The 13,949-nt window shown below is 51.1% G+C and carries 13 protein-coding genes; 3 read left to right on the top strand and 10 right to left on the bottom strand.

The genetic code is table 11. The features are described from left to right. Nucleotides 1-108 precede the first annotated feature (108 nt). The 7 genes from ON16_RS02135 to ON16_RS02105 all read right to left on the bottom strand — a co-directional run bounded on the left by ON16_RS02135 (nt 109) and on the right by ON16_RS02105 (nt 6,471). Nucleotides 109-1,194, bottom strand: coding sequence for an InlB B-repeat-containing protein (locus ON16_RS02135; RefSeq protein ID WP_040658998.1), 1,086 nt, complete (start codon nt 1,192-1,194; stop codon nt 109-111). A 22-nt stretch (nt 1,195-1,216) separates the two neighbouring features. Next, nucleotides 1,217-1,660: a single-stranded DNA-binding protein gene (locus ON16_RS02130; RefSeq protein WP_040658997.1), complete on the bottom strand. Its 444-nt coding sequence runs from the start codon at nt 1,658-1,660 to the stop codon at nt 1,217-1,219. A gap of 395 nt (nt 1,661-2,055) precedes the next feature. Next, on the bottom strand, nt 2,056-3,750 hold the full coding sequence (locus tag ON16_RS02125; RefSeq protein WP_144032026.1) for a DUF8193 domain-containing protein: 1,695 nt from the start codon (nt 3,748-3,750) through the stop codon (nt 2,056-2,058). Between the two features lie 115 nt (nt 3,751-3,865). Then, nucleotides 3,866-4,663 carry a hypothetical protein gene (locus ON16_RS14850; RefSeq protein ID WP_051131472.1) on the bottom strand — a complete coding sequence of 266 codons (798 nt, stop codon included), beginning with the start codon at nt 4,661-4,663 and terminating at the stop codon, nt 3,866-3,868. A 38-nt stretch (nt 4,664-4,701) separates the two neighbouring features. Continuing rightward, a complete protein-coding gene (locus tag ON16_RS02115; protein ID WP_040658993.1) occupies nt 4,702-4,914 on the bottom strand; it encodes a hypothetical protein in 213 nt (70 codons plus the stop codon). 3 nt (nt 4,915-4,917) lie between these two features. Further along, nucleotides 4,918-5,583: a hypothetical protein gene (locus ON16_RS02110; protein ID WP_040658991.1), complete on the bottom strand. Its 666-nt coding sequence runs from the start codon at nt 5,581-5,583 to the stop codon at nt 4,918-4,920. A gap of 21 nt (nt 5,584-5,604) precedes the next feature. Continuing rightward, entirely contained in the window at nt 5,605-6,471 is an 867-nt protein-coding gene (locus tag ON16_RS02105; RefSeq protein ID WP_144032025.1) for a hypothetical protein, read from the bottom strand. A gap of 659 nt (nt 6,472-7,130) precedes the next feature. Here ON16_RS02105 and ON16_RS02100 point away from each other — a divergent pair. The 3 genes from ON16_RS02100 to ON16_RS02095 all read left to right on the top strand — a co-directional run bounded on the left by ON16_RS02100 (nt 7,131) and on the right by ON16_RS02095 (nt 10,033). After that, the gene (locus ON16_RS02100; RefSeq protein WP_040658987.1) at nt 7,131-7,553 is read left to right on the top strand and encodes an RNA polymerase sigma factor; all 423 of its coding nucleotides are present in this window, start codon (nt 7,131-7,133) and stop codon (nt 7,551-7,553) included. A 613-nt stretch (nt 7,554-8,166) separates the two neighbouring features. After that, nucleotides 8,167-8,328, top strand: coding sequence for a hypothetical protein (locus tag ON16_RS15895; protein WP_162829292.1), 162 nt, complete (start codon nt 8,167-8,169; stop codon nt 8,326-8,328). A gap of 55 nt (nt 8,329-8,383) precedes the next feature. Further along, nucleotides 8,384-10,033 (top strand): recombinase family protein, encoded by a 1,650-nt coding sequence (locus tag ON16_RS02095; protein ID WP_040658986.1) that lies wholly within the window; start codon nt 8,384-8,386, stop codon nt 10,031-10,033. Here ON16_RS02095 and rlmD read toward each other — a convergent pair. The 3 genes from rlmD to ON16_RS02080 all read right to left on the bottom strand — a co-directional run bounded on the left by rlmD (nt 9,970) and on the right by ON16_RS02080 (nt 13,660). Continuing rightward, complete coding sequence (gene rlmD, locus ON16_RS02090) at nt 9,970-11,343, bottom strand: 23S rRNA (uracil(1939)-C(5))-methyltransferase RlmD (protein ID WP_051131471.1); 1,374 nt, start codon at nt 11,341-11,343, stop codon at nt 9,970-9,972. The two genes, ON16_RS02095 and rlmD, sit on opposite strands and share 64 nt — an antisense overlap. 106 nt (nt 11,344-11,449) lie before the next feature. Continuing rightward, nucleotides 11,450-13,051 carry an MBL fold metallo-hydrolase RNA specificity domain-containing protein gene (locus ON16_RS02085; RefSeq protein ID WP_040658983.1) on the bottom strand — a complete coding sequence of 534 codons (1,602 nt, stop codon included), beginning with the start codon at nt 13,049-13,051 and terminating at the stop codon, nt 11,450-11,452. 78 nt (nt 13,052-13,129) lie between these two features. After that, complete coding sequence (locus ON16_RS02080) at nt 13,130-13,660, bottom strand: cysteine hydrolase family protein (RefSeq protein WP_040658981.1); 531 nt, start codon at nt 13,658-13,660, stop codon at nt 13,130-13,132. Between the last annotated feature and the right edge of the window lie 289 nt (nt 13,661-13,949).

The following is a 13,949-nucleotide window of genomic DNA, read 5'->3' as shown; positions in this document are numbered from 1 at the left end:
CCAGTATTGTATCAAACTTTTTAAGCTCTTTCAATATGCGCTCGTTTTGCAGAGCGTAGAACAAAGAACGGGAGCCGGACATTGCGTCCGGCTCCTGCACTGCTTTGCTCAAAAAATATTGGATGCGGCCATGATCGCATCATAGGCCCAATAGTCCTGCGGCAGATCCACATAAATGATATCGGTCTTCAGGTCTAACGCGGCCACGCGATCAAAAGCCCGGTTGATGATTACCACGGCCTGCGCACGGGTAATGTAGGCATTGGGATACCATTCGCCGTTCGTGTAGCCGGAAATCCAGCCAAGTGCCGCCGCTTGTGCCATGGGATCTGCAGCAGACTCCGCAGCCACTCCAGCCGCATGCAGCAATGTGTGCAGAAAATCCCGGCGGGTAATGTACCGTTTTGTGCCAAGCGCGTCTGCACCGCCGCTCAACGGCGTTACAGGCAGCCCCAGCCGGGATAGCATAAGTGCCTCGTGTTTAGCTGTCAGATAAGCATCCGGTCGGAAGGTACCGTCCTCGTAGCCGATCACATAAGCGGAGCCGTTGTCCTCCAGTGTTACTGCTTCAATAGGAGTTGCCTCAGGCACATCGCCGGAATCGGAGATTTGCTTCCAAGTGCCAGTGACCCGTGTATCCTGTGCCGGCACAGACAGGATGTTTCCAGAAATTTTCCCACCGTCCGCAGTCCAGCCAGAGAAGCTCATACCGGAAACTGTGCTGGGAATCGCAGGCAGCGTAACGGAGGCTCCGAAGCGATAGAGTGTGCTTTCCGGCAGAGTGGGCGCAGCGTTCGGAGCAGTCCCGTAATACGCAAACGAGACAAGATACCGATCACGGTCATAATAGAGTTTTACAAGAGTGCTGCCGTCGCTTTTAATTTTGGTACTGCCCTCGGCAGTGACACTGTCCGGAGTTTCGGTAAAGCCCTCAAATTCCTTGTGAGGGATACTCCCGCCCACAGAACCCTTGCCACGGAATGTATCTGCCAATGTATAGTCATCATCAGCAGCATTCTGCCAGTAGTATTCAACAGTGTATGGAATATCTGTCCTTGTTGCCCACGCGCCGGTGAGTACCACGGCTGCATCCGGCATGGTAAAACTGCCATCAGCGATGGTCGCGTCGGAGGTTGACCAGCCGTCAAAATCATAACCGGGCAGTGTGGGCGCGTCGGCTAACACAATAATCACTATAATCTCTCCTTGTCTATTATTAAAATGGTAGCTCTCCATCTCCTTCCTCAATTTCTGCGAACTCGGAATGCGCGTCAACGGGGGTTGGGCTGCCAACTTGGGTAGCACCATATGCAGGAGCGGAAGAATGCCCGTCGCCATCCCGTTTGGAATCTCCGAAGTAGACGTTGTCGGCCACGACCTCCGCCGAGCGGCGCTTCCCGCCATCTTTATCCGTCCAGTCGCGGATCTGTAAACGGCCTTCCACAATGGCCATGCGGCCCTTGGTAAAGTATTTGCTGACAAATTCGGCTGTGGTGCGCCAAGCAACAATGTCGATAAAGTCCGTCTCCTTCTCGCCGCTCTGGGACTTGAAGTCCCGGTCAACGGCTAGGCTAAATGATGTGACTGCCGTGCCGCTGCCAGTGCGGCGCAATTCCGGGTCGCGAGTGAGACGACCCATGAGAATGATCTTGTTGAGCATGGTTCTAACTCCTCTCCAAAATAAAAGCCGCCTTGACAAAGGCGGCAGATTCGCTATAATGGATATAGAAAGGGCGCTGTTGCATGACGGTTAGCCCATACCTCTCAACTAACTTACGCTAGCCGTTCGGGGACCAGCCGAGCGGCTAGCACGCTTTTATGGTCAGTATGTACAGCATCACTGCCACGCACACGAAGATTCGCAGGGCTTTCGCCCAGAACCCGTTTCCCACAATTGCATCACCCCCTTTCTCAAGGGAGTGGCTAACCGCCATTTTTACAACAGCGCCCGCCCTTTTCAGGGCGGTTTTTATTTTACCCTATCTACTATGTCCTGTCAATCTGTGCCGAAAGCTCGGAGCCATCCGAATTTGCTAGCCGCTCGAATGCTCCCCGCTAATCTGTTACATGGATATACCAATCATCCAGCACATCGCCAAAGATATTCAACGTGTCGGTGATGGTGGCGTAGAGCTGCCCGCCGGGTGTCCAAGCGTCAAAGACGCATACCGGCACGGTATAGTCCCCGTCCGGGAACCAGATGGGCGTGTAGTGAATGCGATTTGAGTAGTACGAGTAGGGATTCTGCTTGAAGGACCAGCGCCGCGCGTCTACCTTCTCCAGCAGCCGGTCATACTCCTGATAACTGAACTCCGGGAATGTGGCCACCGCGTTTTGAACCGGCGTCACATCATAGCTTGACACACCGCCGCCATACTGCACCAACGGCTCCACACTGACTTCCACACCATAGCCGGATCGCATGGTGGTCTGTCCATTGCCGATGCGGTAATCCGTCTTGCAGCGCTCGTCCGGCTTCAGGGTGTACTTGTGGATCACCAGCGACGCGCTGTAGGTCACGTACTTCCACCTCCAGCCGATTAAAGCCGGTTCTGCGATCCACTCGCCCCATGTGGTGCTGAGGTTGCTGCCGTAGTCCGGCGCTGGCGGCGGGGTAAAGCCATCGTTGCGGTCATAATAGGTCGGATCGGGTGGTGTTTTTTCTTCCAGCTTCACCACATTGATTCGCAGCGTCACAGAAGAATCCCCACCAAAGGCGGACGCGGTCAGCGTCTGCGGTTCTTTGGGGGTGTGCCATTGCACCCACACAAGCTGCGTGCCGCCTTCTGGGCAGATGAAACTTTTGCGGAAGGTTTTTCCGCCGATAGACATCGTCGCATACGCATTGTTATCCGGCGTGATCGCCTCCCGCGCAGACAACGGAAAGCTGATAATCACATCCGTGTCCGTGCGGAATTCGTAATCATACTCGCCGGGTGTTACCACCGGTGGTTTGGCCTTGAAGGAGACAATGCCCATGCCGAGAAAGTGGATGATGTCGGCGTTGGTCTGCTTGCCACTCTTCGAGCCTGTCCACTTATCCAAGTGCAACTCCTCGTCGGTCTTCTCCAAAAACATGCTCAGAGGAAGATTCTGATGGGTCAGAGACTTCATCCATGCCCGGAGCTGGCCTTTGACCTGCACGTCATACATAGCGGCTTCGGTCGCCGTCATGGCCCACTTGACGCCTTTAAACGTGAAGTAGGCGATTGGTTCCAAAAGTAACCGATACTCGCCGCCGATCAGGTCGTCATAGGGAATGCCAACACCATTGGAAATGGCACGAATAGTATCTTCTTTCGTGAAATATCGCCGGATGGCGGCAATGTTGTTGCCGCCCGCACCACCTACAATCGTGTCCATTTCTAGGGTTTTTGGAAGAACGGTGCTTTTATAGCTGTTGTTGCCGCTGATTATACTCAGACCTGCCCCATGCAAGTAATCCAGCTTGTTTTTGGGAGCAAACGACCTTTTCACGCTGGCGGCTTCCGGCTGATTAGTCCAGTCCATTTGATAGACCTTGCTGTTGTTTTTCAGGATGGTAATGCGGCAGCCGTCCTCGTTGTTCCAATAATTTTGCTTACTGCCTGTCCCCATGCCAGAACCGCCGCTGCCGCTGCCGCTCCCACCTCCGCCAGTGCCGCTGTCAATATTGCCGTCGCCCACGGGGTCTGCCTTGGCCGGTACCGCCAGCAGTGACAGTGCCATGACAGCCGCCAGCAGTCCCGCTGCAATTCTCTTTTTTTGCAAAAAAACACATCCTTTCCAAAAATAAAAACTCCCTGCGTCCATTGGTACGCAAGGAGTTTCCTTTGCTATTCAGTTTTGCCGGTTGGCCGGGACAGATCTTAGCCCATGATAAGAATTAACCAAACACGGCGTTTTCACATGGCCTGTCCCATCTCTCCCAATCCTCGGGTGTGCCAATTGCATCCATGTCGATATAGTCCGTGCCGCCAATGTTGTTGGTGATGTCTACCCAGCCGAAACCGTCCACATATTCTTGCTGTTTGCCATTTTCAGTGCGAATATCACCATCCTGCGGCGTAGAGCTGCCAGAGTTGGAGCCGCCAGAGGGCTTTTCTGTGGTAGAACCGCCCGTGCTGGGCGTGGTCGGCTTCGTGGTCGTCCCGGTGGAGGGCTTGTTCTCCGTGCCGGTGCTGGGCTTGGAAGTGGTGTCGCCGGTGGAGGGCTTTGTGGTAGTTGTGCCGGAACTGCCGGTGGACGGTGTGGTTGTTGCTGCCTGCTCCCCATGATAAGCCCCGTCCGTGCCGGTAATCTTGCCGCCTCCGCTGCCGATGTTGGCGGTAGGCGCGCCGGGAGCCGCCGTGGAAGTGTCCAACTCGCTGGGATCAATATGATCCCACTTCCGGTCAATGGTCACATTGCCATCGGCATCCGTGGTGACCTTGATGCTGTCATCGGCGGTGTTCGTGCCGTTGCCGGAGGAGAGAGCCGTGGGCTGCGTTTCATTGATGTCGAAATTGTATTCCTTGGGCGTTACCACTTCGGCGGCATCCTGTGCGGCCAGCTGCTCCGCAGCAGCTTGACGCTTATCCGGCAGATAGATGTGGTTCACATAGTAGATTGCGCCGAAGACAGCGCCGAACGCCACCACGGTGGCGGTAATGCCTTTCCAGTTCCTTTTCAGAGTCTCTTTCATTTCAAATACCTCCTTGAAAAAGTGTATTCTACTTCTAATTACATGATAGCACAAACGACTGCAAAATGCAATACAAAGTAGCGAAAAGCGTTCATTTTGTGGAAAAGTGCAAAACTTTTTGCTTCAAATTGTTTTTGGTTCTCGTTGGAAGCTGATTTTTCTCTTTTGTGGAAAATTTCAATCCCAAGATGCCGAGGTATAGTCACGCCATGAAAAAATACCAGCCTTTTCAGGCTGGTATTTTTCGGCATGGTTCACAATTCGGCTTCCTCCAAATTCCGAAATGATTTTTCTGATAAATCAGGGCTGAACCTATGCCGAGTTCCTTCTCTGTCCGGGTCTTGTCTCGTCAATTGTGCCTGCAGATTTTTGTTTTCTGTTTTCAATTGCTGATTTTCAGTAAGCAGTTCTTCCCAAAGTCGTGGTATAGCATCCAAACGCCGAATTACATTGACAACTTCACGCTGACTGTCTTTCATTAAATCGTATCCTGCATCTGCACGGGAAGATTGTCTGATAAACTCCACTTTAATAAGTTCCACATCATTTCGGATTAGATCATGCTCTTTTGATAACTGCGCCGTGTTTGGATTCAGAGCTGCCATTTCCGCATTGTGGTTCGTTGTCTCATGGGATAGCCGGTCATTAAGAAGTTGGTTGATTCTACGCTCATTTTCTTCAGGTATGTGTCTCAAAAACTTGAAATATACTGTCACCGTTAAAGCAATGGTTACACCAATACTGGAAAAGACGTTGATCCCAAGGCTGATCCAAGGATTATCAAAAAACGACATATTAGCTTCCTCCAAAACACCCAGAGCATCCATAGAGAATACGATTGACAGGAGTATACCAAAAGTAGCAAATGCCGTCAACTCATGATCACTTACGTGGATTAGCGTGTCTGTTTTTCTTCTCATCGTCGATTCACCTCCTGCATTCTAAAACTCCATTGACCAGCTGCCTTCCTGCTGACGTTTTTTCTTCAAATCGCGCTTTGCCGTCTCGGAGAGGTTTCGATACTTCTCACGCTGGAAGTCTCGTTGGCTATGCAATTGATTCTTGCTCTGACTGCCGCTTCGGAACAGCCGCAGCAGCGCCATTACGACCATGTCCTGCTGCTCCTGCTCCTCATAGCCTTTTTCCTGCCGAACGGTTTCCAGTACCAGCGTGTGCATGGCGCGATAGAGATTTCCGTATTCCTCCTTCCGAATATTCCGGTAACTGTCCGAATCTGCGCCGTGCGCGGCAGCATAGCCCTCTATTAATGTCCTCATGCGCAGGTCGCCAGTCAGCTCACCCATAATCTGCTCCAACTGTTCCTGATACTTTTCCTGCCGCAGCGGCGATTGACGGAGCGGACTTGCCTTCGGCAGCTCATCCATAAGCTGTTGAAAACTTTTGTTTTCCCGGAGAATCTGTGCAGCCAGACGCCGTACTGTCTCATTCAGCTCGTGCGAATCCATCAGGTCACCCGATTCCTGCCGGCTGCCAACCAGCGGTTCCCCGATGGTGTGTCCAATCTCGTCCAAAATGGCTGCGCGCGCTGACTGGTACATTGCGCGGTAGGCCGCAGAACGGTCAGCTTTCGATGCCTGAGATTTTGTCTGCGCGAGAAATCCAACTGTTTTACTGCGGATGCGGATATCCTCCGCCAGCCGCTGTGTAAGTGCATCTACCTTCGTTTTGATCTTCTCATCCTTTAATAATTCAATGGATGGCGTTCCCCATTTGGGGAGCATGTGCAGCAGTTCTTCAAGGGTGGGATCTTCTCGCAATATCCGCCCGGCGGTCCGCCACGTCGCCAAACGCAGCCGCTGCACATCGGCAGGCGGCTCTTTATCTTGATTTTATTTGTTATTGTTATAAAAATAATAGAACCTTTTCTAAAAGGATTTTTTCGTACAGACAATTAAAAGAACTGAGAAAAAGGCATGGAATATCAAATTATCAGACCTCTGCAATAGCGTATGAGGAATGGATAATATTATTTAAGTGCTTTTTACAGTATGTCAGTGACGAAAAGAAATCGCAAGTGATAGGTTCATACAGACAGTATTTGATACAGGAATCACTTCTGAAAAAACAATTTAGGGGAAGAAAATAGACTTGTAATATGAAACTCGCATTTAACGCAAGGCCGCCGTTTTCCTTTTGAAAAATTGGACAAACGGAGGGTGTTGCCCTTTTTTGTAGACACGGCGGTATCAAGGAGGTATCGCTGTGTTTATTTTTAACTCTCATACTCCACCTAATTTCTATTCATCAAAAAAAGCCTACACCCACCAGCGGGAAATTACGGCTTTCAATATGAACACACACATCACCAAGTAAAGGTTAATATTTCCACTTATGCCCGACTGTATTTTCAGTCGGGCATTTTTGCGTTTATAGAGCCTCGCTGCCGTTCTCCACCGCTGTCCTTTCGACTTCAGTAAACCCAAAAATCGAAAGGATGGTAAAAACCATGAAAACAATTAATCTGAAAGATTATTACCCTTACTACACACAAGACACCTTTGTAGAAGTGCCAGATGAGCTATTTGCTATCTTTGAGGAATCTGCAAGAGCTGAAGCGGCATATGAGAGAAAGAAATACCGCTACAAAGCACACTACTCTCTTAACCGTGGGGATGGAATTGAACATGACATCTTGTTTGCTTCTCTCTCACCCGATGAAATCTACGAACGTAAGCTTACAAGCCAGCAACTTCACGCTGCCATTACTTCTCTGCCGGACAAGCAGGCAAAGCGGATCTATGCTCATTATTTTATGGGTATGAGTAAAACAGCCATTGCCAAAGCAGAAGGGGTAAGTGAAAAAGCTGTCCGCATTGGTATAGAAAGAGGTTTACATACCATAGAAAAATATCTAAAAAGTTTTTTCTAAATCATGTTCCGTTCCCTAAGGAAAAAAGTCAGGGTATATAGAGGGAGGTAAAATCCTTTTCTATGTTCCTTGACAACTGAATATACGATATTTTGAGTACGAAACTTATGTGGCTGAAAAGCAAAGCGACATAATGGGCATCGCCATGATGACCGTTGTAACACCCTTGACAAAAAGGAAACCAAATAATTGACGAGAGCCTTTATGAGCATGGGTATTACAGCCGTTGGAGCGATAAATGCAGCCATTAGACCGAACGGTAGCACGTTCGTCGCCATAACACACATAAGGGATAATGATACTTTCTCACGACCTCCCACAGACTTGAGGGGGAGTTCCTGCGGTATGCGTGGCTTTTGGGAGAAGCACATACGGTATTGCGGGACTATGATGCCAAAAGCATATATGCTTTCGCTAACGGCAGCTCAAAATATCCCCTTGCCGGGGTGCGTGGCAAATACGGCAAACTGTTAAAACTAACCGCACCGCATTTTTGTTTTATCAAAATTTGCGGTGTGCTTGGTTTTACTATAAATGAGACAGTGACAAACTTTTCATAAACCGTCGATACGCTTATACTTTATGTAAGCAAGACACTTGGAGGTGATTGCGAATGGAAAATATCAAAAATGCACCTGTTCCTACTGCTACGGCTGCTGCACCGCCTAATTCTTATGAGAAAACCAAAGCATATCAGGATTTTATCAATGTACTTTCTCGGATTATAGAAAAGCATGGTGCAGAGGTTTTAGATGAAATCAATCGTGATGTCTAATAGAGCAGTGCTTATGGATTGATGTTTTCCAATCATTGATTGGAGGTCAACTAATATGAATCGGAGTGGAAAAAAATGTGTACTTTACCCTCGTGTAAGTACCGAAATGCAGGTTGATGGGTTCAGCTTGGATGGGCAGAAAAACAGCTTAAGACGTTTTGCAGACAGAGAAGAAATGGAAATTGTAGATATTTACGAAGATGCTGGTAAATCCGGCAAATCCATAGAAGGCAGACCCGCTTTTAAACAAATGCTGTGTGATATTGAAAATGGGTTAGAGATTGACTACATCTTAGTCTATAAGCTCTCCCGCTTTGGCAGAAATGCAGCCGATATTTTAAATTCTTTGGAACACGTTCAATCCTTTGGTGTAAACTTAATTTGCATTGAGGAAGGAATTGATTCCTCGCAAACAAGCGGAAAGCTTTTGATTTCAGTGTTGTCTGCCGTTGCAGAAATAGAGCGTGAAAATATCATAGAGCAGACAATGAACGGACGAAAAGAAAAAGCTCGTCAAGGTGGATGGAATGGTGGGTTTGCTCCCTATGGTTACTACCTCAAAGACAAACAGCTCTATATCCAAGAAAATGAAGCCGAAGCGATACGAATTATTTTTGACAAATATGTAAACGGCAATATGGGATTTTATAAAATTGCTAACTATCTTAATTTGCAGGGTATCCCAAAAATTAAACGTGCCAACGGTACTCTTTCACAATGGAGTACGCATTTTGTCAGAATGATAATCGACAATCCTGTGTACACTGGAAAAATTGCCTTTGGCAGACGAACAAGAGAAAAGGTCAAGGGCACAAAAAACGAATACCGCCAAGTACACCAGGATGAATACATTATTGCAGACGGTCAGCACGAAGCTATCATAGATGAGACGCTCTGGAATAAGGCACATGTAAAACGAGAATTAACAGGCATTAAATCCCCGTCTAAAATTGGTCGGGACAGAGCGCACTTATTAAGTGGTATTTTAAAATGCCCGAAATGCGGTGGCCCGATGTACACCAACAAACACGCTTGGACAAACAAAGACGGTACATATAAAGAGATTTACTATTATGTGTGCAGTAAGGCTCGCACCGCACGGGGAAAAAGCTGCGACTATAAAGCTATGCTCAAGAAAACTGACATAGAGCCGCTTGTTATTGAGGCAATCAGAGAGTTGATTAAAAATCAAGATTTTGCAACAGAAATCAAATCAAGGATAGGTAAGGAAATTGATACTTCCACTTTAAACAGAGAACTAAGCAATTATGAATCCAAGCTACGGGAGGTTGAGCTTAATAAAACCCGTCTTGAAAATGAAATAGACAGTCTGCCGGAAGATACTCGTTTTAGAGAACGCAAGCTCCACGATATGACCCTTCGCCTTGATGGACTATATGACACCATTGTAGAGCTGGAAGAAAAAATTGAGGATGTAAAGCTGCGCCGCAAAGCTGTGGAGCAAGATGCTATCACACTGGAAAACATCTACACTCTACTGGCAAACTTTGATAAAGTGTATGACAAAATCAGTGATGAAGAGAAAAAATCTCTGATTTCTTCGCTAATCAAAGAAATAGAGATTTTCCCATGTGATGAATCAGAGCTACCTCTGAAGTCCATTTTATTCAATTTTCCTGTTTATAAAGATGGTGGAGATGTTTGTGGGTTTTTGTGGGATAAAAGTACGCACGTCTCCACATGATACGTTCCCGGAAACAGATCCACCGCCACAGCGCGGTGCGCCTGATACCCCAGTTTCCCAAAGTGTTTCAAATCCCGGGCCAGCGTGGCAGGGTCACAGGAGACGTACACCACCCGCTTCGGCTTCATGGCGGCGACAGTTCCAATCACCTCCGGGGCCAAGCCCTTCCGGGGCGGATCAACGGTAATTACATCGGGCCGCAGGCCCTCCCGCTCCAGCTTAGCGGCAATTTCCGACGCATCACCACAGAAAAACTCCGCATTTTGGACGCCGTTGCGCGCGGCGTTCTCCCTTGCGTTTTCAACGGCCTCGGGGACGATCTCCGCACCGATCACCCTTTTTGCCTTTCCGGCCATGGTCAGCGTGATGGTTCCAGCGCCGCAGTATAAATCAAGGACTGTCTCCTCCCCGGTCAATCCGGCGAACTCCACAGCCCTGCCGTACAGTACCTCGGCCTGCTCCCGGTTCACCTGATAAAACGACGGCACCGACAGCTTGAACATCAGGCCGCACAGCTCGTCCATCAAGAAATCCTGTCCCCAGAGTGTTCGATACCGATTCCCCAGAATCACGTTACCCGGACGGGTGTTGCCGTTGAGCACCACGCCAACGGTCTGGGGCGCGGCGACCAAAATCATGGCGGCCAGCTCCGGCTCCCGGGGCGCATTTTTACCGTTGAGCACCACGCAGCAAAGGCTCTCGCCTTTTTTGTTGGTGCGCACGTAAACATGGCGCACCAGTCCCTTCCCCGTCCGCTCATCATAAGCCGGAACACCGTACTTCCGCATCCACGCGGCCACGGCCCCGGCGGTGGCGTCGGCGGCGGGAGCGCAGATTTGGCAGCGCTCCACGGGGATAACCTCGTGGCTCCGCTGGCGGTAAAAGCCAACAGCATTGCCGCCTCCCACCGGGTATTGGGCCTTGTTGCGGTAGTGGAGCGGGTCGTCCGCGCCCAAAATCTCCTCCACCCGCAGATCAAGGCCCCCAATGCGCTCCAGCGCATCCTGCACCTTCTGCTTTTTGGCCCGCAATTCTTCGGCGTAACTCATGTGCCGGTAGACACAGCCGCCGCACTGGCCAAAATACGGGCAGTCCGATTCCACCCGCTCCGGCGAGGCGGTCAAAAGCTCCGCGATCTCCCCCGCGTAGCAGGTTTTCATAACCTTTGTGATGCGGATTTTAACGCGCTCGCCGCGGACGGCGCGGGGTACGAATACCACCGCGCCGTCGATCCGGACGATGCCAAGGCCCTCGCTGGAGTAGCCCTCCACCGTGCCGGTATAGGAATTGTTCAACAACAGACGTTCCATACATGTTTCCTTATTGAAAAAATTGGGCCGAAGACGGCACGGGAAATTTCGCAGGGCTTGTGGAATCGCGTCACCTGCAGCAGAAGACCGAGCCTGTGGGGGCGATTTACGCCTCCCACTTCTCCAGCACCTTTTTCAGCTGATCCGCAAAATTGGCCAGACTTTTGTTGTCCCGGCCCTTGGCGCGCTTGATGGCTTCGACCACCATCTGGCCCACGGACACCAGCCGCTCGTACGCCGGGGAAATCTTGCTTCCTTCCACGGTCTTGACCTTGCGCTCAGGCAGATAGCCCGGCTCCAGCTGAACGTCCGCCGCCAGATCGTAAACCTCGGTGTACTGGGGCGCGTGGGCGGTAAAACCCATGCCCTGAATCGTCTGGGCAAAGAAGGGGGCCACCTCCCTGTCGCCGTGGACCACGAAGACATGCTGCGGCTTTGGCTCCTTGATATCCGCAATCCAGCTGAGCAGATGATCCCGGTCGGCATGGGAAGAAAGGCCGGTGTAGTTCACGATCTGCGCCCGAACATTGATTTCCTCACCGAACATCTTGACGCTTTCCGCGCCGTTGAGCAGGAGCCGCCCCAGCGTTCCCTCCCCCTGATAGCCCACGAAAGCAACGGTACACTCCGGGCGCCATAGATTGTGCTTAAGATGGTGGCGAATGCGGCCCGCGTCGCACATGCCGGAGGCGGAGATGATGACCTTGGGCGTGCGGTCTTCGTTCAGCGCCCGGGATTCGTCCACCGTCTCGGTCATGTGCAGGTTGGAAAAGCTGAACATATGGGTACCGTCCGCCACTAACTCCAGCGCCTGTTCGTCCAGATATCCACGGAGGTCGCCGGTGAAAATCTGGGTGGCCTGCTTGGCAAGGGGAGAGTCGATGTACACAGGAAAGTCCGGATTGGACTTCACCATGTTCTTATCCTTGATCTCCCGGATGAAATACAACAACTCCTGTGTGCGGCCCACGGCAAAGGAGGGGATCACCACGTTGCCGCCCCGGGCCATCGTCTCGTCGATGATTTTCGCCAGATCGTCCGTATAGCTCCACACCTCAGTGTGATTCCGGTCACCGTAGGTGGATTCCATCACCACATAGTCCGCCCCTGTGAAATGAACCGGGTCACGAATGATGGGCTGGTCCACATTGCCGATATCTCCGGAGAAGATGATGGTCTTCTCCACCCCGTTTTCCCGCAGCGTCATCAAAATAGAGGCGGAACCCAGCAGATGGCCCGCATCCGCAAACTGAACGGTCACGCCTTCGCACAGGTCCACCGTTTCCTGATATTCGCAGGTCTGCAAAAACTCGCCCACCTTCTGAGCGTCCTCAATCGTATACAGCGGCTCCACCGGCGCGCGGCCGGCGCGCTCACCCTTGCGGTTTTTCCACTCGGCGTCCTGCTCCTGAATATGGGCAGAGTCCAGCAGCATGATGCGCATCAGGTCCGCGGTGAGGCGGGTGGTGAGAATCTCCCCGTGGAAGCCCTGCCGGATCAGCATGGGAATGCGGCCGGAGTGGTCAATGTGGGCGTGGGTCACCAGCACATAATCCACATTCGCGGGGTTAAATGGAAACTCCCCGTTGGAGACTTCATCCCGCCCCTGCTGCAAACCGCAGTCTATCAGGATGGTTTTACCGTTGATCTCCAGGCAATGGCAGCTGCCGGTGACGCACTGATCGGCGCCGAAAAAGCTGAGTTTCATGGAATATCCTCCCTGTATTGATCATAATTCCGCCCCCGCAGGCTACCCCGCCGGAACGGTTGATTTTTTAATTTTGCATCAGCGGTTCAAAATCTCCGCCTGCAATCCCGCCAGCACATCCAGTGTCTTTTCATGGAGCACCGGGTCAAAACTGTCGGTGAGCCGCGCATCCACGGCGATGCGGGCCTGCGGATAGCGGCTCTGAAGCACCGCCGCGTTGCTGATCAGGCAGATGTTGGAGACCAGTCCGCACAGTTCGATGCGCTCCGCCTCCTTTGGCAAAACAGCCAGCACCGCCGGGTCGCCGAGGTCCATGCCGAAGGCCGCCTTGTCGATGCCCACCGCCCTCACTTCCTCCAGCGCCTTGGCAGTCTCGCCGTAATTTTCCCAGCCGGGCGTACCCTTTACGCAGTGAATCACCGGAAGAAGTTTTCCCTCTCTGGTGTTCAAATAATCCGCAGTGTGGGTATCCCGGGTAAACCAGACGCGGCCCGGACCGTATTCCCGAATCCGCGCGGCGATCCCCCTGTCCAGCTTTTCGGCGCCGGAAAAGCCCAGCGCCCCGTCCACGAAATCCTTTTGATAATCGATGACAAATAAGCAGTCCATGTCGCTCCCCGTCCCTTTCCATCTTCCCGCCTCGGCGGGGCCAATGTGCTCTGATCCTTTATAATTGTACCATTAAATCCCCCAATGTACAATTGAAAAATCCCTCTCCGGCGGGCCGGACGGGAGCGGATATCCCGCTTCTTTTCCGCAAACGATTGCGTTGCCGGAAATACCTGACTTTTTTTGTGAAAAACAGATAAATTTTCTGGTCCAAATTGACATTTGCATGGGGAGTCGCTACAATTATTTCATCTCAAAGTTCCGAACAGCACATGGTTTCATGGTTTCG

Source organism: Oscillibacter ruminantium GH1, from assembly GCF_000307265.1.
Lineage (GTDB): Bacteria > Bacillota > Clostridia > Oscillospirales > Oscillospiraceae > Oscillibacter > Oscillibacter ruminantium.
Note: the sequence above shows the minus strand (reverse complement) of the source record. Positions and strands in the feature narration are given on the sequence as shown.

Excerpts from the sequence above, each read along its gene's own strand:
- ON16_RS02095 (WP_040658986.1), top strand. The coding sequence starts at position 8,384 with ATGAATCGGAGTGGAAAAAAATGTGTACTTTACCCTCGTGTAAGTACC.
- ON16_RS02110 (WP_040658991.1), bottom strand. The coding sequence starts at position 5,583 with ATGAGAAGAAAAACAGACACGCTAATCCACGTAAGTGATCATGAGTTG.
- ON16_RS02085 (WP_040658983.1), bottom strand. The coding sequence starts at position 13,051 with ATGAAACTCAGCTTTTTCGGCGCCGATCAGTGCGTCACCGGCAGCTGC.
- ON16_RS15895 (WP_162829292.1), top strand. The coding sequence starts at position 8,167 with ATGGAAAATATCAAAAATGCACCTGTTCCTACTGCTACGGCTGCTGCA.
- ON16_RS02080 (WP_040658981.1), bottom strand. The coding sequence starts at position 13,660 with ATGGACTGCTTATTTGTCATCGATTATCAAAAGGATTTCGTGGACGGG.
- ON16_RS14850 (WP_051131472.1), bottom strand. The coding sequence starts at position 4,663 with ATGAAAGAGACTCTGAAAAGGAACTGGAAAGGCATTACCGCCACCGTG.
- ON16_RS02130 (WP_040658997.1), bottom strand. The coding sequence starts at position 1,660 with ATGCTCAACAAGATCATTCTCATGGGTCGTCTCACTCGCGACCCGGAA.
- ON16_RS02100 (WP_040658987.1), top strand. The coding sequence starts at position 7,131 with ATGAAAACAATTAATCTGAAAGATTATTACCCTTACTACACACAAGAC.
- ON16_RS02115 (WP_040658993.1), bottom strand. The coding sequence starts at position 4,914 with ATGCCGAAAAATACCAGCCTGAAAAGGCTGGTATTTTTTCATGGCGTG.
- rlmD (WP_051131471.1), bottom strand. The coding sequence starts at position 11,343 with ATGGAACGTCTGTTGTTGAACAATTCCTATACCGGCACGGTGGAGGGC.